This is a genomic window from Empedobacter sp. UBA3239, assembly GCF_002362875.1.
Lineage (GTDB): Bacteria > Bacteroidota > Bacteroidia > Flavobacteriales > Weeksellaceae > Empedobacter > Empedobacter falsenii_B.
In genome coordinates, this window is record NZ_DEVJ01000001.1 from 77,329 (window position 1) to 95,349 (window position 18,021).

The window sequence follows — 18,021 nt, forward strand, 5'->3', positions numbered from 1 at the left end:
ATACAGAAAAACGACTTCATGATGAGGTCGTTTTTTCTGTCCAAAATCATTTGTGTAGAATAATTCTAAATAGCTATTTTTAGGAAAATTTTATACATGAAAAAATTCCTACTTTTATTTTGTTTGATTTTCTTTCAAATCGGTTTTTCGCAAGAAAAATTATCAATTGGTGAAATTCAAAAAATAAATTCTAAAATCTTAAATACTGAACGAGAAATTTGGGTGAATCTTCCCGAGTCGTATACCAATAATAAACTTCAAAAAGTAAATTATCCAGTGATTTATGTGTTAGATGCCGAATCTAATTTTACATTTTTAACAGGCGTAGTTTCTAAATTTCAATCTGGTTTTTATCCAGAAATGCCCGAATCGATTATTGTTGGAATTACAAATAAAAATGGTGATCGAACAAAAGATTTTACACATGTGAATGATGTTAATTTCCTCAATTTTATTCAAACTGAATTGTTTCCTTTTATGCAGAAAAATTATCGTGTGAATGATTTTCGTTTGTTAATTGGACATTCTTTGGGTGGCTATTTTGCGTTGAAAACCTTGTACAATCACCCCAAAACTTTCAATGGATATGTTGCGCACGATCCAAGTATTTGGTTTAATGACAAAGAATTATTGAATCTTTATCAAAACTTAGAAAATCATTCTTTCGAGAATCGATTTTTGATGATTACGCAAGTCGGAGAAAGTCAAAATACAAATCATTTACGCGATCATTATCAAAGCATAAAAAAGGTGGATGAACGTTTGAAATTATCAAAGAATAAATCGTTGAATTATCATTACAAACAATATGTTGGCGAAGAACATGGTTCGGTTCCAATGATTGGCTCGATTGATTATTTGCGTTGGCAGTTTGATGGTTATCGTGTGAATATTAAAGAGATTCCGAATCAACCAAATTTGGTTAAAGATTCGTTTGAAGCGATTTCTAGAAAATTGAATTATTCTTTTCAACCAACAGAAACGTATATCAACAATGTTGCAAATTATCTGGTAAAACAAAAGAAAAATGATTTAGCAAAACAGTTTTTTGAACAAAATGTGAAAAATTTTCCTGAAAGTTTACAAGCAAAAGAAGAGTTAGAAAAATTCTTGGACTCGAATAAAAATTAGTAATTTGGTAAAAACATTTTGATGAAAAAATTACTCTATTTAACAACTTTATTGACGACGACTGCTTTTGCGCAAGAATTACACTTAGATCAAGCCAAAAAAATATTTGAATTACCGACACATTGTATCAAGACTGAGTATCCGAACAAATTAGGAAATGTTTTGGGAAGTGATGCAGATCTTAAAACGCCAAAGCAATTGCGTCCAATTTTTTATGGTTGTTTTGATTGGCATTCGTCTGTGCATGGATTTTGGTCGATTGTGAAATTGATGAAAAATTTTCCTGAATTGGATCAAAATAATCAGGTTAGAAATGAGTTAAATCAATTGATTACAGCAGAAAATGTTGCGGTTGAAATGGCCTTTTTCAATGATAAAAATAACAAGAATTTCGAACGTACATACGGTTGGGCTTGGTTGTTACAATTGCAAATGGAATTGAATAATTGGCAAGATAAAGATGCGCAAGTTTGGGCAAAAAATCTGAAACCTTTGAGTGATTTGATTATTGTTCGATACAAAGAATATTTGCCGAAATTAGTTTATCCAATTCGTACAGGAACGCATGATAATACGGCGTTTGGTTTGAGTTTAGCGATAGATTATGCACGTTCTGTGAATGATAAAACATTCGAAAAAGTGATTACTGATAATGGAAATCGTCTTTATTTAAAAGATAAAAGTTGCAATATTGCTTTCGAACCAAGTGGATCAGATTTTCTTTCGGCTTGTTTGGAAGAGGCTTTGTTAATGTCTAAAATTCACCCGCATGATGAATATAAAAAATGGTTGAAATCATTTTTACCACAATTGTTTGATAAAAAACATGAGCTAAAACCTGGAATTGTTTCGGATCGTACGGATGGGCAATTGGTTCATTTGGATGGTTTGAATTTTAGTCGTGCAACGGCTTTGTATCAAATTTCTGCAAAATTACCAGAGTTAAATTATATGAATGATTGGGCAAATCATCATTTCAATTACTCGTTCAATAATATTTCGAACGATGATTATATGGGGAGTCATTGGTTGGGAACTTTTGCACTTTATGCACTGAAAACCAAACACGAAACTAAAAATTAGCTAATAATAGGGATTTTATAACGATAGAATTGAATCTAAATTTGTTTCAAACAAAACTAATACGAAACATTAAATTTTAATTCTATGAAAAAATATTTTTATATCGTCATTGCAGTTTTAGGTCTTGCAGCATTCGGATTTAGTCAATATTCGAAAAGTCAATTAGAAGATCAATTGGCTAAAACAGGGAAATGTGTAGAAGGTGTTGTTGTGGAAACTAGCGGAACATTTAAACGTCCGAAAGCAACTATACAATATCCTGTGAATGATGAAGTTTATGAAGTTACTTTACGATCTAGAGCAGACGTGGACGAAGTTGTATTGATGAAATATGATACGCTGAATCCAGAAGAAGTGTTGCTTGTAGATAATTGTAATTAATTATAGTCTCAAGTTTAAATGAAAAATCCACCAAGTAATTGGTGGATTTTTTTATAGTGATGAATTATTTCTAACGATTAAATTTCTTCTAATGTTGGAATAAATTCTTCTTCAATTTCTTCGAAAGTTTGCATCAAATCAACAAGATTATCTTGTGTGACTAATTTTGTACGATAAGGTTTGAAATTAGGAATTCCTTTGAAATAATTGGTATAATGCATACGTGTTTCCAAAATTCCTGTACGTTCACCTTTCCAATCAATCGCCCAATTTAAGTGGTTTTTAGCCGCTTCCATTCGTTCTACAATTGTTGGTTCTGGTAACAATTCTCCTGTTTCTCGATAATGTTTAATTTGCTCGAAAATCCAAGGGTAACCAATCGCCGCACGACCAATCATCACACCATCAACACCGTATTTTTCTTTGTATTCTATTGCTTTTTGAGGCGAATCGATATCTCCGTTTCCAAAAATTGGAATTTCTATATTTGGATTAGCTTTTACTTTTGCAATCGGTTCCCAGTCTGCATTTCCTTTATACATTTGTGTACGTGTTCGACCGTGAATTGACAATGCTTTGATACCTGTTTCTTGTAAACGTTCGGCAACTTCATAAATGTTAATTGAATCAGAATCCCAGCCTAAACGAGTTTTTACAGTAACAGGTAAATGCGTACTTTCAACAACAGATTTTGTTAAACGTACCATCAAATCAATATCTTTTAAAACACCAGCTCCTGCGCCTTTACAAACCACTTTTTTTACGGGACATCCAAAGTTAATATCAACAATATCTGGTTGAACAGTTTCAACAATTTTAGCTGACATCGCCATTGCCTCTTCATCTCCACCAAAAATCTGAATACCAATTGGACGTTCGTAATCAAAAATATCTAATTTTTGACGACTTTTTATTGCATCACGAATCAATCCTTCAGAAGAAATAAACTCTGTATACATCAAGTCTGCACCATGCATTTTGCATAGGCGACGAAATGGCGGGTCACTCACATCTTCCATTGGTGCAAGCAATAAAGGGAAGTCTGGTAATTCTATGTTTCCTATCTTTACCACGAAATAATTTTTTGCAAAATTACATAAAACTTATGAAAGAAGAACGAAAGTCCGAAGGTGTAAATCAATATTTAAAATTTTCTGCGATGGGAATACAGATGGCGGTAACGATTGCGTTATTTGCTTGGTTAGGAACATTTTTGGATAAAAAAATGGAAACAGAGAAGCCATTATGGACGGCTGGCTTATCTTTGCTGGGAGTTTTTGCAGGATTATATTTGATGTTGAAGCAATTACCAAAAAAATAATTTTAATGATTAAGAAATTTATTCTTTTAGCACTTTCTTTTATTGCAATGGTTGCAATTTTTTGTGGTATTCATTACGCAATTGTTGAGCATTATAATTTTAGCGAAAATCCGCTAATTGTTCCAAAAATGTATTTAATAATTGGATTAATTACATTAATGATTTTGCAAGTTGGTTGTTTTGTGAAGATAAAATTTCCAGAATATGTTGGTTTTGCCTTTATGGGAGGGATGATTGCGAAGATGGCAATTGTATTAGCATTGATTGTTGTGAATGAACAAATTAAATTAAATGTTGTGCAATTAATTATAAGTTATTTTGTAATTTTGCTAGCCGAAGTTTTAGTGTTTATTCGCTTAATTAATTTAAAGTTAAAAAAAGTTTAATGATTTTTAGCATTTGACTTTGGTAAGTGGTTAATTTACTATAATTTTGCACGCAATTTAGAAACAAAGGAATTATACATGAAATTTTCAGCGTTATTAGCGTTTTTATTACTTTTCAATTTCGGATTTGCCTCTACAGCGGTTCCGCACGAAAGTCTTCCAAAAACGTTTGAGGAGTTAATTAAAAGTGAGCAAGTAAAAAGTCAAGAGGAAGCTGCTAAAGTGAAATCTGGCGAATCTACATTTAACCCAGTGCCAGGTATCATGCATCACATTGCAGATGCACACGATTGGCATTTATGGGGAGAAGGAGAAAAAAGTGTAGGAGTTGCATTACCTGTTATTTTATGGGATAATGGTTTACAAGTTTTTATGTCTTCTAAATTTCACCACAACGAAGCGGTTGTTGAGAGTAACGGAAATTACTACATCAACTACCACGAAAAAATTTACAAAACAGATGCGCAAGGTACAATCAAACCTCACGTAGACGAAAAAGGAGCTATTCATTTAGAAAATGAAAAACCATTAGATTTTTCTATTACGAAAAACGTAACATCAATGTTAATCTCTTTCGTTATTTTAATCTTAGTTTTCTCTGCAGTTGCATCAAACTACAAAAAAGGAAATATGGTACCAAAAGGTATCGCAGGATTTATCGAGCCAATTATTATTTTTGTTCGTGATGAAGTAGCGATTCCAAATATTGGTGAGAAAAAATACGCGAAATTTATGCCTTATTTATTAACGTTATTTTTCTTCATTTGGATCAACAATTTATTAGGATTGTTACCAGGTGCAGCTAACGTTACAGGTAATATCGCAGTTACATTTGTATTAGCATTAATCGCATTAATCGTAATTAATTTCTCAGGAAACAAAGGTTACTGGGGACATATGTTATGGATGCCAGGTGTACCGGTTCCAGTAAAATTAATCTTAGCTCCAATTGAGTTAATCGGGATTATTACAAAACCTTTCGCCTTAATGATTCGTTTATTTGCGAACATTACAGCAGGTCACATTATTATTATGTCGTTAATTTCGTTAATCTTTATTTTCCAAACAGAAGCTATGGCAGGTGGATCTATTCCATTAGCGTTATTTATCTACTGTTTAGAGTTATTAGTAGCCGCACTACAAGCATTCGTATTCACAATGTTAGTTTCGTTATTCATCGGAACAGCAGTAGCAGAACACGATCACCATTAAGAATAGAATATAAAAAACAATAAAATAATTTTTTAATAATTAAATACAATTATCATGACAGGAAGTATTGCAGCAATCGGAGCTGGTTTAGCAGTTTTAGGAGTTGGTTTAGGTATCGGTAAAATCGGTGGATCAGCTATGGAAGGAATTGCTAGACAACCAGAAGCGGCTTCAAAAATTCAAACAGCTATGATTATCGCAGCAGCCTTAATCGAGGGTGCTGGTTTATTCGGTATCGTAGTTGCGTTATTAGGTAACGGATAATATTTGAATTAAAATTAGCTTCAATAACGGTTGGTTGTTGAAGCTAATTCATTAAAAAATTAATTAGTAAAAAATAAAATTTAATACATACACACAATGGATTTAATTACACCTTCAGTTGGTCTTATTTTTTGGACTGCGGTCGTATTTATCATCTTATTAGTATTGTTAAGATCATTAGCTTGGAAACCAATTCTATCTGCAGTTAAAGAAAGAGAACAATCTATCGAGGATGCATTAAACGCAGCTAAAAAAGCGAAAGAAGAGATGGCTTTATTAAACGCTCAAAACGAGAAAATCATGAAAGAAGCTCGTGCTGAACGTGATGCTATCTTAAAAGAAGCGCGTGAAATGAAAGATAATATCATCAACGAGGCAAAAAATTCTGCAACTGTAGAAGCAAACAAATTAATTGAAAATGCTAAGTCAGCTATCCAAAATGAAAAGGCATCAGCGATGGCTGATATCAAAAATCAAGTTGGGCAGTTGTCAATTGAAATTGCTGAAAAAATCTTAACTAAAGAATTGTCAGACAAATCGGCACAAGAAGCTTTAGTGAATGATGTTATAGATCAAGTTAAATTCAATTAATCATGGTAGGATTCAGAGCAGCACATAGATATGCTAAAGGTTTGATGGAGTTTGCGAATGGAGCAAGCCAAACAGACGTAGTGTATGCTGAAATGAATGATGTTCGCAAAGTCATTAAAGAGAATGATGATTTAAGAGTTTTCTTAAATTCTCCGGTGATTGATGCAAAGAAAAAAGAAGCTGTATTGAGTGAGATTTTCAAATCTTTATCAAAAACTTCTCAAACATTCATTTCGTTAGTCGTAAGACATGGTAGAGAAAATATTTTGTCTAAAATTGCAGATCAGTTTATTTCATTATACGATTTAGCAAATAATATTGTAACAGCAGAAATTACTTCGGCAGTGCAATTAGATCAAAATACAATTGATAATATTGTAGCAAAAGCGAAACAAACTTTAGCTGCAAATAGTCAAGTAAAAGTAGATAACAAAATTGAAGCATCTTTAATTGGAGGTTTCGTTTTAAAAATTGGAAACAATCAAGTTGATTCGTCAATCAAAACTAAGTTAGCTACATTAAAAAAAGATTTTTCGAAAAACGAATACATTCCTAAATTTTAAATATTTCAGAAATGCCAGAAATAAATCCAGCTGAAGTTTCAGCTATATTAAAACAACAACTTACAAGCTTTGATTCATCAGTTGAATTAGCAGAAGTAGGAACCGTTCTAACTGTTGGGGATGGTATTGCTCGTGTTTACGGGTTAGATAATGCTCAATACGGAGAATTAGTAGAATTCTCAAACGGGTTAGAAGGAATGGTACAAAACCTTGAAGAAGACAACGTAGGTATTGTACTTTTCGGACCTTCAAAAGGTATTAAAGAAGGTGACACTGTAAAACGTACAAACAAAATTGCATCTATTAACGTAGGTGAAGGAATGTTAGGACGTGTTGTAGATATGTTAGGAAATCCTATCGATGGTAAAGGACCAATCGAAGGACAATTATATGAAATGCCTATCGAGCGTAAAGCTCCTGGGGTTATCTATCGTCAACCAGTAAACGAACCATTACAAACAGGTATCGTTTCTATTGACTCGATGATTCCAATTGGACGTGGACAACGTGAGTTAATCATTGGTGACCGTCAAACAGGTAAAACTTCTGTTGCTTTAGATGCAATCTTAAATCAAAAAGAGTTTTACGATAGAGGAGAAACAGTTTTCTGTATCTATGTTGCAGTAGGACAAAAAGGTTCTACAGTAGCAGGTATCATGAAAACATTACAAGACCACGGTGCAGATAAATATACAGTAGTAGTTGCTGCTAATGCATCTGATCCTGCTCCAATGCAAGTATATGCTCCAATGGCAGGTGCTGCAATCGGAGAGTACTTCCGTGACTCTGGTCGTCCAGCGTTAATTGTTTATGATGATTTATCTAAACAAGCCGTTGCATACCGTGAGGTGTCTTTATTATTACGTCGCCCACCAGGACGTGAAGCATATCCTGGAGACGTTTTCTACTTACACTCTCGTTTATTAGAGCGTGCTGCAAAAGTAATCAAAGATGATGCAATCGCATCTCAAATGAATGATTTACCAGAATCTATGAAAGGTATCGTAAAAGGTGGTGGTTCTTTAACTGCTTTACCAATTATCGAAACTCAAGCTGGTGACGTTTCTGCATATATCCCAACAAATGTAATTTCGATTACAGATGGACAAATCTTCTTAGAGTCTGATTTATTCAACTCAGGTGTTCGTCCAGCAATCAACGTAGGTATCTCTGTATCTCGTGTTGGTGGTTCTGCACAAACAAAACCAATGAAAAAAGTATCTGGTACATTAAAATTAGACCAAGCACAATATCGTGAGTTAGAAGCTTTCGCAAAATTTGGTTCTGATTTAGATGCAGCTACAATGAACGTAATTGGTAAAGGTGAACGTAACGTTGAGTTATTAAAACAAGGTGTTAACGCTCCAATTCCAGTTGAAGAACAAGTAGCAGTTATTTATGCGGGTACTAATGGTATGTTGAAAAACGTTCCAGTTAACCAAGTGAAAGAGTGGCAAGGTGACTTTGTTGAGTTAATGCGCAACAAATATGCAGACACTTTAACATCTATCCGTTTAGGTAAATGGACTGATGAAATTATGGATGTATTGAAGAAAGTTATCACAGAAACTACTTCTAAATACTAATAAAATATAAATGAAACTTAGAGGTTTCTGAATCTCTAAGTTCCTTTTAATCCTTCATCTCAAATAGAATTATGCCAAATTTAAAAGATATACGTAACCGTATTACTTCTGTAGGTTCTACAATGCAGATTACAAGTGCTATGAAATTAGTTTCTGCTGCAAAACTAAAACGTGCTACAGATTCTATCGTACAGTTACGTCCTTATGCAGATAAATTACGTGAACTTTTACAAAATGTAAGTTCTACTTTAGAAGCTGAAGTAGGAGGTGCATTAACAGAAGAGCGCGAAGTTAATAAAGTACTTTTAGTCGTTATTAACTCGAATAGAGGTTTATGTGGAGGATACAACTCAAGCATCATCAAAAAAGTAAATGCGTTATTAGCTGGCGAATTAGCAAGTAAACACGTAGAGATTTTAGCAATTGGTAAAAAAGCTAATGATACTTTTAGTAAAACACAAACTATCTATAAAAATGCATCAAGCATTTGGGATAATTTAAATTTTGCAGATGTGGCTGAAATTGCAGACGATTTAGTAGAGAAATTTACTGTAGGTGACTTTGATCAAATCAGAATTATCTACAATCAATTTCAAAATGCAGCTGTTCAAATTGTACAAGACGAACAATTTTTACCAGTCGTTTTAGAGAAAACTGAAGAAGAAGCAAACAATTCAGCAGAGTTAGATTATATCTTCAACCCTTCGAAAGAAGAAATTTTAAGAGACTTGATCCCTCAAACGTTGAAAACGCAATTATTCAAAGCCCTATTAGATGCTAACGCTTCTGAACATGGAGCACGTATGACTGCAATGCATAAAGCAACAGACAACGCAAGCGAATTACAAAAAGGATTGAAAATTCAATACAACAAAGCTCGTCAAGCTGCTATTACAAACGAGATCTTAGAGATCGTTGGTGGTGCAGAAGCATTGAATGCGTAAAAACAAAGACTTATCTTATTTTTAAATAGAAAAGCAACTTCATCTCGAAGTTGCTTTTTTTTATAATGTTTACTTTAGATTATAAAGAAGTAATAAACACTTTTGAATAATTATTCTTTAACATATGTATTGAAGAAATACTTCTACTTAGTTATTACTTTATTCAGGATGATAATTTTTGTAATCATATATCTAATTAGAATTCTCATTATTTTATTCTTTTTATAAATTAAAATGAAATAAATTATTTCCTCAAGACATTTCAATAAAAACGTCAAGTGATTTTACCTAAAAGCTAAGGTGGTTTTGATTAAAACGTCTCGACATTTTATATCAAACAAAAAGTCCTAAGAAATACTCAGGACTTTTCTATTGTTATCATCGAAACTAAGTTTCTATTTATTTCATTTGAAATAATGGGCGAGAAGACATGAACTCGTTTACACGATCTGCAACTCCATCAATGATTTCTTCGTTATCAATATTCATTAATACTTCGTCAATCAAGTCAGCAACAGTTTGCATATCTGCTTCAACCAACCCACGAGTTGTTACAGCAGCCGTACCTAAACGAATCCCCGATGTAACGAAAGGAGATTTATCATCGAAAGGAACCATGTTTTTGTTACAAGTGATTTCTGCCGAAACTAAAGCGTTTTCTGCTTGTTTCCCAGAAATACCTTTGTTACGTAAGTCGATCAACATACAGTGATTATCTGTACCTCCGGAAACAATGTCATAACCTTTTGCAACCAATGCCGCAGCTAAAGCCTTAGCATTCTTCACAACTTGTACAATATAGTCCATATAACCATCAGATAAAGCCTCTTCAAAAGCAACAGCTTTAGACGCGATTACATGCTCCAAAGGCCCACCTTGTGTACCAGGGAACACTGCTCCGTTCAAGATTTGAGACATCATTTTCACTTCACCTTTAGGAGTTTTTGCTCCCCAAGGGTTCTCAAAATCTTTCCCCATCATAATGACTCCACCACGAGGACCACGTAAAGTTTTGTGAGTTGTCGTCGTTACGATATGACAATGAGGCATAGGATCGTTTAAGATTCCGCGGGCGATTAACCCAGCAGGATGCGAGATATCAGCTAATAACAAAGCACCAACTTCATCAGCTACCTCACGAAATTTAGCATAATCTATGTCTCTTGAATATGCTGAAGCACCACAAATTATCATTTGAGGCTTCTCTTTACGAGCAGTTTCTGCCATAGCTTCGTAATCAATTCTTCCCGTCTCTTTGTCCACTCCATAGAAAGAAGTTTGGTAAGTTAACCCAGAAAAGTTAACAGGAGAACCGTGAGTTAAGTGCCCTCCGTGCGATAAATCGAATCCTAAGATCTTGTCTCCTGGTTTCAAACATGCTAAGTAAACAGCTGCATTTGCCTGAGATCCTGAGTGAGGTTGCACATTTGCATACTCTGCATTAAACAACGCTTTCAAACGATCAATTGCAATAGTTTCTACTTCGTCTACAACTTCGCAGCCACCGTAATAGCGCTTTCCAGGATAACCTTCTGCATATTTATTTGTCAAAACAGAACCCATCGCGCGCATTACGTTGTCTGAAACAAAGTTTTCTGACGCGATTAATTCAATTCCATTCAGTTGTCTTTCTTTTTCTTCTTTAATCAAATCGAAGATTACATCTTGTGCCATGTTTTGTTTGTATTAATTGTGTTTCAAATATAAGCTTTTATCATTAGAATTTCTAACTGATATATTCGCAATAACCTAAGAATTATCAAAACAATTTTTCTAATGATTTGGGCGTTCCCTTCGGGCGGGCTATTCGTTGCAATCTTTACTTTGTAACTTCGCTATCGCTTTGTTTCACGCAAAGGATTTCCACTACTATCCCTAACGCATCTAGAGTTATAAGTAATAAGTACTAAGTTTTGAGTAATAATATTTATACTTTTTTCAGAATCATACCTTATTAATAATTGAAAACTAATTTACTTATTCAAAGGAATTTCAAATGACCTTTCAATAAAAAGGCGTTAAAAAAATGAAGAAATTCGAAGCGATAAAAAAGATTTAACCGATAGGTTTTTAAATCTTTTCGCGTAGAATGAATCATTTTCAGCCGATTTATTGAGGTCTTGATTTTTTTGTTTCGTTTTTTCATCAAGGAAAAAATGAAAGATGGTTTCTTAGATATTTAAAATTTCTAATTTCTAAACCAACCAACTATCAATTTCTCTCATTAAATTTACAGCATGAAAAACCCTACTTTTTGCATTGGTTTAATGTCTGGAACTTCGTTAGATGGTTTGGATATTTGCTATGTCCGATTTGATGATAACCAACATTTCGAAATTTTACATGCCGAAACTATAGATTATTCATCCGATTGGCGAACAAAACTAACAGAAGCTTTTCAATATTCGGCAATGGATTTATGCCAACTAGATGTAGAGTATGGTTATTTTCTTGGAGAACAAGTAAAAGAATTTATTCATAAAAATAAGATTAGAAAAGTAGATTTTGTTGCATCTCACGGGCAAACTATTTTTCATCAACCGCAGAAATCATTCACTTTGCAAATAGGAAATGGTTTAGCAATTGCGTCGCGTTGTCAACAAAAAGTGGTGTGCGATTTCAGAACACAAGACGTTATTTTAGGAGGACAAGGAGCGCCTTTGGTTCCGATTGGGGACGAATTATTATTTTCTAACTATGATGCATGTTTAAACCTTGGAGGTTTTTCTAACATTTCGATGAATAGAAATGGAAAACGAATTGCATTTGATATCTGCCCAATTAATATTGTCTTGAATCATTATGCAAAACAACTCGGTTTTGATTTTGATAAAAATGGAGAACGAGCAGAACAAGGACATATTAATACCGCATTAGTTGAAGAATTGAATCTTTTGAATTTTTATCATCAACCTTTCCCAAAATCATTAGGTTTTGAATGGGTTATGAATGAGTTTTTAACAATTGTTGATAAGTACGATATTTCTATCGAAGATAAGCTGAGAAGTTGTGTGGAGCATTTCGTAATTCAAATTAAAAATACCTTTGCTTTATATGATATCAACAACGTGTTGATAACTGGAGGAGGAGTTCGAAATACATTTTTTATCAATCGTTTAGGAGAATTATCAACTGTTGAAATCATTATTCCAACTGATAATTTAATCGATTTTAAAGAAGCCTTAATATTTGCATTCCTTGGTTATCGTCGTGTTTATAACGAAATAAATTGTTTGGCATCTGTAACAGGAGCGAGCAAAGACCATTCGTCTGGAATTATATATCACTTATAAAGTCTATCTAAATAATAGAGTTTAAAAAATATTTTATTTACATTTGTTCGATAACCAAGAATAAATGCGATATGAAATATTCGAAAAATAAAGATGTTATTTTACTTCATGGCTTATTTGGAAGCCTTAGTAATTGGGGAAATGTTATCAAGAATATTGAAATAAATTATAATGTTTATACGCCAACATTTCCTTTATTTTCTACACATTTCAAAAGAAATTCACTTCAAAATTTAGTTCAATTTCTAGAAAATTATATTCAATCTAATAAAATTGAAAATCCAATATTAATTGGAAATTCTTTGGGCGGTCATGTTGTATTGCTGTATGCGTTGACACATCCAAATTTGGTTGATAAATTGATTTTAGCTGGAAGTTCAGGTTTGTATGAAAGCAATTTGCAGGCTTCTTTTGTGCGTGTGCGAGATTACGAGTATATCAAAAATAAGGTAGAAGAAGTTTTTGAAACAAAAAATGTTGTAACAAAAGAGTTGGTTGATGATGTTTTTTCGGCCGCTAATACGCCTACACAAGCTTTGACTATAATTTAAATTGCGCGAGATGCAAAGCGACAAAATTTGAAACATCTTTTACATAAAATAGATCAGCCAGTTTTATTGGTTTGGGGAAAACAAGATATTGTGACACCGCCAAATGTTGCTGAAGAGTTTTTTGCACATTTACCTAATGCAAAATTAGCTTATAGCGATGATTGTGGTCATGTGCCGATGATGGAACAGCCATTACTTTTTAATCAACATATCAACAATTTTTAAGTGCTTAAAAATGAATCATCCCGAGTATTTAGCTTTTGCTTTACCAGCTTTTTTTCTTTTTTATGGCTTGAATATGTAGTTGTTAAAAAGAAAAAATTAAAGAATATTTATAAGTATGAAAGTTCGGTTTCTAATATTTCAATAGGAATTGCAGAACGATTATTGAATCTTTTTATTACGGTAAGTTTTTACAATTTGTATGTTTGGATTTACGAAAATTATCGTCTATTAGATATTTCAAATGCTTGGTGGATTTGGGTTGTGATGCTTCTAGCGACAGATTTTGTTTGGTATTGGTATCATCGTTTGGGACATGAAGTCAATATTTTTTGGGGAGCCCATATTGTGCATCATCAATCCGAAGAATTTAATTTTACGGTGGCGGTACGTATAACAACTTTGCAAGCAATTGTTCGCAATATTTTTTGGTGTATTTTGCCTTTTATTGGTTTTCATCCAAATTTAGTGATGACGATTTTGGTGGTTCATGGCGTGTATTCTTTTTTTACGCATACGCAGATTTTGGAGAAACAAAAATGGATTGAATATATTTTTATAACACCTTCTCTTCATGGTGTTCATCATGCTTCTGACGAAAAATATTTGGACAAAAATTATGGAGATGTATTTGTTTTTTGGGACATATTATTTGATACTTTTCAGAAAGAAGAAGAAAAACCAAGATATGGATTGACGCATCCTATCAATAGTTACAGTTTTTTGTGGCAACATTTTCATTATTATTTAGAGTTGTATGAAGCTGCTCACCGAAAATCCTCTATTAAAGAGAAATTGACGATATATTTTGGTAGTCCAGCAGTGATGGATCAGGAAATAAGACCAATTATTGAAAAGAAATGGATGTCTAAGAATAAAGTGAATAGTTATCATTTCAAATACAAAGGTTATATTAATTTACAATTGATTTTATCGTTTTTTGCGATGAGTATTCTAACATATTACTTTGATCAATTTGATAATTTAACCAAAGGTTTCTTCGTTGTATTTGTCTTGATTACATTAATAAATATTGGTGCACAATTAGAACAAAAAAGATGGGTACCGTATTTAGAACATATTAGATTTTTAGTGTTTTGTAGTTTTTTTATCATTCAATCTCATAATTATTTCTTGCTGATTTTACCTTTCATATTCGTTTTTATCATCGAAAAGATGTTTAATTTTAGTAATTGGTATCAAAAAAGTATTTTGAAGATTATATAAATGATAATTTAGGTCTTATTGTTTCGTTTAGATTAGGCGGTTAAAAACGAGTTCATTATTTTTACCAAACTAAAAAAAATATAATGATAGTTTCTAAACTTTTTAACCAATTTTTTCATAGCCAAACCTCAGGAGGAATTTTATTGATTTTCTGTACTGCGTTTTCTTTATTCTTAGCAAATTCACCTTTTTCAAAATCGTATGATTCTATTTGGGAAATTAATCTATTTGGTCATCATTTTTCACATTGGATTAATGATGGTTTGATGGCTATTTTCTTTTTCTTGATTGGTTTAGAATTAAAACGCGAAGTTTTTGTAGGTGAATTGTCGGATACTAAAAAAGCAATTTTACCTGTTTTTGCAGCTTTGGGAGGAATGTTAATTCCTGCATTTATTTTCTTTTTGACGAATAAAGGAACGGATACCATTCATGGTTTTGGAATTCCGATGGCGACAGATATTGCTTTTGCTGTTGCTATTATAACAATGTTAGGAAATAGAGTTCCATTATCATTAAAAGTATTTTTAACAGCTTTAGCTGTTATTGACGATTTAGGAGCAATTGTCGTGATTGCATTGTTTTATCCGAATCCAGAATTACCTTTAGATTTTACACAATTCGGAATTGCAATTGCCATTTTGTTAGGTCTTTTCGCTTTAAATAAATTAAAAGTAAAATCAATAATTCCTTATATCATTGGAGGGATTGCTGTTTGGTGGTTTATGTTGCATTCGGGTATTCACGCTACAATTGCAGGAGTTTTGGTTGCATTTACAATTCCATTTGATAAGGACGATTCTAAATCACTTTCAGCTAAAATGGAACATGCTTTACATTTACCAGTCGCATTTATTATTTTGCCTTTATTTGCCTTAGCAAATACAGCAATTAGAATTGATGGCGGAGGATTAGCGCATTTTAGTATTCCTTTAGCTTCGGGTATTTTCTTAGGATTAGTTGTAGGAAAACCAGTCGGAATTACATTATTTACATGGATTGCGGTTAAATTAGGATTGTGTGAATTACCTACAGCAGTAAATTTCAAACGAGTTTTTGGTGTCGGAATTTTAGGAGGAATTGGATTTACAATGTCTATTTTTGTTTCGATGTTGGCCTTCAAAGACCCAAGTTATATAAATGAAGCGAAATTGATGATTTTAGTAGCTTCGTTAACAGCTGCTATTGTTGGATTTATTGTTTTAAAAATATTATTAACTACAAAACAAGATTATTCAGATTAAGAATAGTCAATTCATAAATAATAGAATCGAATTTTTCTTCGGAGAAATTCGATTTTTTTTTGAAGATGATTCCGTAACTTCGTGTAAAATTTTTGAATAAATGAGAACGTATCAAGAAACAATCGATTGGTTGTTTACAAATTTACCAATGTTTCAACGTGTTGGAGCATCAGCAATGAAAGCAGATTTAACAAATATTACAGCGTTATGCGAGTATTTGGGAAATCCTCAAACTAAGTTTAAAACGGTTCATATTGCAGGGACAAATGGTAAAGGAAGTACGTCTCATATGTTGGCCTCTATTTTTCAGGAAGCAGGTTATAAAACAGGTTTGACAACTTCTCCACATCTCAAAGATTTTCGTGAACGAATACGTGTAAATGGAGAAATGGCTGATGAAGAATTTGTGATTGATTTTGTGAATAAGCATGAGCAAAAAATAATTGATCAAAAAGCATCTTTTTTTGAAATTGCAATTGCGATGGCTTTCGAATATTTTGCACAACAGAAAGTTGATATCGCGATTATAGAAACTGGTTTGGGCGGACGATTAGATTCAACGAATATTATTTTACCAGAACTTTCTGTGATTACGAACATTGGTTTAGATCATACACAATTTTTGGGTGATACATTGGACAAAATTGCATTTGAAAAAGCTGGTATCATAAAACCAAATACAGCGGTTGTAATTGGTGAAACAACAGCAGAGACAAAAACAATTTTTGAACAAGTAGCGAAAGATAGAAATGCAAAAATCATTTTTGCTGAAGAAAAACATTTTCAAGATTTAGCTTCAGATTTGAAAGGGTCTTATCAAATCAAAAATAAACGTACCGTTTTAACCGCTATTGAACAATTGCAAAAACAAGGTTGGGCAGTCTCTCCTGAAAATATTACGAATGGCTTATTGAATGTTGTAAAGAATACAAATTTGCGCGGACGTTGGGATATTTTAGGACAACACCCATTAATTGTTGCTGATACTGCGCATAATCCACATGGTTTAGCAGAGGTTTCAAAACAAATAAATGAGCAAGCTTATAATCAATTGCATTTGGTTTTAGGATTTGTGAATGATAAAGATGTTTTATCTATTTTAAATTTCTTTCCTAAAAAAGCAACTTATTATTTCTGTCAACCAGATGTTCCTCGAAAATATGACATTGACGACTTGTATAAAATCATACCAGAAGATATTACCGATAAACACTTTTTTGATACTGTAGAAAAGGCATTAATTGCTGCAAAATCAAATGCAACAGAAAATGACATGATTTACGTTGGAGGTAGTACATTTATTGTTGCAGAAGTCATCTAATTTTAAAATAATATGAAATAAATCATGATAGACTCCGCTTGAATAGCGGAGTCTATATTTTTTATAACCTATAATAATTATTTTATGTATTAAATGCATGTAATTCATGATTTTGAAAGTTTTTTTACTGAATTTACGATGGTTTAGTTAACTCAAAAAATATGAAAAAAGTTTTATTTGTTTTTACACTTATAGCAACTGCGACATTTGTAAAATCACAGGTAGATGGATATCCCCTGAATTTTATAGTATAAGTTAAGCTACATATTTTAAAAATTGTAAATTATACCCGTTGTGCATTTTGATTGATAAATAATAAAGTTGTTCATTTGATTGAAAAAGAGTAAATTTATTTAACTTCAAAATGTTTACAATGAACAACTTACTTGCAAATTACGAAAGAATATTGGAAGTTCTACGAAAATTATCCACAGATACACTTTTTAATTTATAAATTTAGATGACCTAAACTTCTTTTTAGGACTCATAAGTCTTGTCTTAACAGTTGAATTTATGGGTATTGATAGTGAAAATCATTAATTTTGAAATCTCCCTTAAGTGCTAAGTTGTAATATTCAACGAAGTATTTACGATCGTATAAAACGTAGATTATCAGAGCAAATTAATAGTATTCTAGCTAAAATTACTGCACAAACATTGAATCAGTACATTATTAAAATACACTTAAATCGAAATATTAA

The 18,021-nt window shown here is 32.5% G+C and carries 19 protein-coding genes; 17 read left to right on the top strand and 2 right to left on the bottom strand.

Annotation, left to right across the window (positions count from 1 at the left end):
• Positions 1 to 96 precede the first annotated feature (96 nt).
• The 3 genes from B4G36_RS00310 (at position 97) to B4G36_RS00320 (ending at position 2,595) form a co-directional block, all read left to right on the top strand.
• Positions 97 to 1,131 carry an alpha/beta hydrolase gene (locus B4G36_RS00310; RefSeq protein ID WP_291059220.1) on the top strand — a complete coding sequence of 345 codons (1,035 nt, stop codon included), beginning with the start codon at positions 97 to 99 and terminating at the stop codon, positions 1,129 to 1,131.
• 21 nt (positions 1,132 to 1,152) lie between these two features.
• Positions 1,153 to 2,214 carry a DUF2891 domain-containing protein gene (locus B4G36_RS00315; protein ID WP_291061152.1) on the top strand — a complete coding sequence of 354 codons (1,062 nt, stop codon included), beginning with the start codon at positions 1,153 to 1,155 and terminating at the stop codon, positions 2,212 to 2,214.
• 84 nt (positions 2,215 to 2,298) lie between these two features.
• The gene (locus B4G36_RS00320) at positions 2,299 to 2,595 is read left to right on the top strand and encodes a hypothetical protein (RefSeq protein WP_221854236.1); all 297 of its coding nucleotides are present in this window, start codon (positions 2,299 to 2,301) and stop codon (positions 2,593 to 2,595) included.
• A gap of 77 nt (positions 2,596 to 2,672) precedes the next feature.
• On the opposite strand, the gene dusB is transcribed toward B4G36_RS00320, so the two are convergent.
• A complete protein-coding gene (gene dusB / locus B4G36_RS00325; protein ID WP_291061155.1) occupies positions 2,673 to 3,668 on the bottom strand; it encodes a tRNA dihydrouridine synthase DusB in 996 nt (331 codons plus the stop codon).
• A 32-nt stretch (positions 3,669 to 3,700) separates the two neighbouring features.
• Between dusB and B4G36_RS00330 the strand changes: the two genes are divergently transcribed.
• The 8 genes from B4G36_RS00330 (at position 3,701) to atpG (ending at position 9,462) form a co-directional block, all read left to right on the top strand.
• Positions 3,701 to 3,916 (top strand): AtpZ/AtpI family protein, encoded by a 216-nt coding sequence (locus B4G36_RS00330; RefSeq protein WP_286496233.1) that lies wholly within the window; start codon positions 3,701 to 3,703, stop codon positions 3,914 to 3,916.
• Positions 3,917 to 3,921: 5 nt separating this feature from the next.
• Complete coding sequence (locus tag B4G36_RS00335; protein ID WP_291061157.1) at positions 3,922 to 4,302, top strand: hypothetical protein; 381 nt, start codon at positions 3,922 to 3,924, stop codon at positions 4,300 to 4,302.
• Between the two features lie 78 nt (positions 4,303 to 4,380).
• Complete coding sequence (gene atpB / locus B4G36_RS00340; RefSeq protein WP_084106903.1) at positions 4,381 to 5,514, top strand: F0F1 ATP synthase subunit A; 1,134 nt, start codon at positions 4,381 to 4,383, stop codon at positions 5,512 to 5,514.
• A gap of 54 nt (positions 5,515 to 5,568) precedes the next feature.
• Positions 5,569 to 5,778 carry an ATP synthase F0 subunit C gene (gene atpE, locus B4G36_RS00345; protein ID WP_013598300.1) on the top strand — a complete coding sequence of 70 codons (210 nt, stop codon included), beginning with the start codon at positions 5,569 to 5,571 and terminating at the stop codon, positions 5,776 to 5,778.
• Between the two features lie 96 nt (positions 5,779 to 5,874).
• The gene (locus tag B4G36_RS00350; protein WP_291061159.1) at positions 5,875 to 6,369 is read left to right on the top strand and encodes a F0F1 ATP synthase subunit B; all 495 of its coding nucleotides are present in this window, start codon (positions 5,875 to 5,877) and stop codon (positions 6,367 to 6,369) included.
• Positions 6,370 to 6,371: 2 nt separating this feature from the next.
• Complete coding sequence (atpH, locus tag B4G36_RS00355) at positions 6,372 to 6,932, top strand: ATP synthase F1 subunit delta (RefSeq protein WP_291061161.1); 561 nt, start codon at positions 6,372 to 6,374, stop codon at positions 6,930 to 6,932.
• 11 nt (positions 6,933 to 6,943) lie between these two features.
• Positions 6,944 to 8,518, top strand: coding sequence for a F0F1 ATP synthase subunit alpha (gene atpA, locus B4G36_RS00360; RefSeq protein ID WP_291061163.1), 1,575 nt, complete (start codon positions 6,944 to 6,946; stop codon positions 8,516 to 8,518).
• A 71-nt stretch (positions 8,519 to 8,589) separates the two neighbouring features.
• Positions 8,590 to 9,462, top strand: a complete 873-nt coding sequence (gene atpG, locus B4G36_RS00365; RefSeq protein WP_291061165.1) for an ATP synthase F1 subunit gamma — start codon at positions 8,590 to 8,592, stop codon at positions 9,460 to 9,462.
• A 399-nt stretch (positions 9,463 to 9,861) separates the two neighbouring features.
• Here the strand turns inward: atpG and glyA are convergent, their stop codons facing one another.
• Entirely contained in the window at positions 9,862 to 11,136 is a 1,275-nt protein-coding gene (glyA, locus tag B4G36_RS00370; protein WP_291059209.1) for a serine hydroxymethyltransferase, read from the bottom strand.
• Between the two features lie 563 nt (positions 11,137 to 11,699).
• Here glyA and B4G36_RS00375 point away from each other — a divergent pair.
• The 6 genes from B4G36_RS00375 (at position 11,700) to B4G36_RS00400 (ending at position 17,320) form a co-directional block, all read left to right on the top strand.
• Positions 11,700 to 12,755, top strand: a complete 1,056-nt coding sequence (locus B4G36_RS00375; protein ID WP_291061167.1) for an anhydro-N-acetylmuramic acid kinase — start codon at positions 11,700 to 11,702, stop codon at positions 12,753 to 12,755.
• A gap of 71 nt (positions 12,756 to 12,826) precedes the next feature.
• Complete coding sequence (locus B4G36_RS00380; protein ID WP_291061169.1) at positions 12,827 to 13,306, top strand: alpha/beta fold hydrolase; 480 nt, start codon at positions 12,827 to 12,829, stop codon at positions 13,304 to 13,306.
• A gap of 27 nt (positions 13,307 to 13,333) precedes the next feature.
• Entirely contained in the window at positions 13,334 to 13,531 is a 198-nt protein-coding gene (locus B4G36_RS00385) for an alpha/beta fold hydrolase (protein WP_180905265.1), read from the top strand.
• A gap of 162 nt (positions 13,532 to 13,693) precedes the next feature.
• Positions 13,694 to 14,755 (top strand): sterol desaturase family protein, encoded by a 1,062-nt coding sequence (locus B4G36_RS00390; protein WP_291061172.1) that lies wholly within the window; start codon positions 13,694 to 13,696, stop codon positions 14,753 to 14,755.
• An 83-nt stretch (positions 14,756 to 14,838) separates the two neighbouring features.
• Positions 14,839 to 15,999 (top strand): Na+/H+ antiporter NhaA, encoded by a 1,161-nt coding sequence (gene nhaA, locus B4G36_RS00395; RefSeq protein WP_291061174.1) that lies wholly within the window; start codon positions 14,839 to 14,841, stop codon positions 15,997 to 15,999.
• Between the two features lie 100 nt (positions 16,000 to 16,099).
• A complete protein-coding gene (locus B4G36_RS00400; protein WP_291061176.1) occupies positions 16,100 to 17,320 on the top strand; it encodes a bifunctional folylpolyglutamate synthase/dihydrofolate synthase in 1,221 nt (406 codons plus the stop codon).
• Positions 17,321 to 18,021 lie beyond the last annotated feature (701 nt).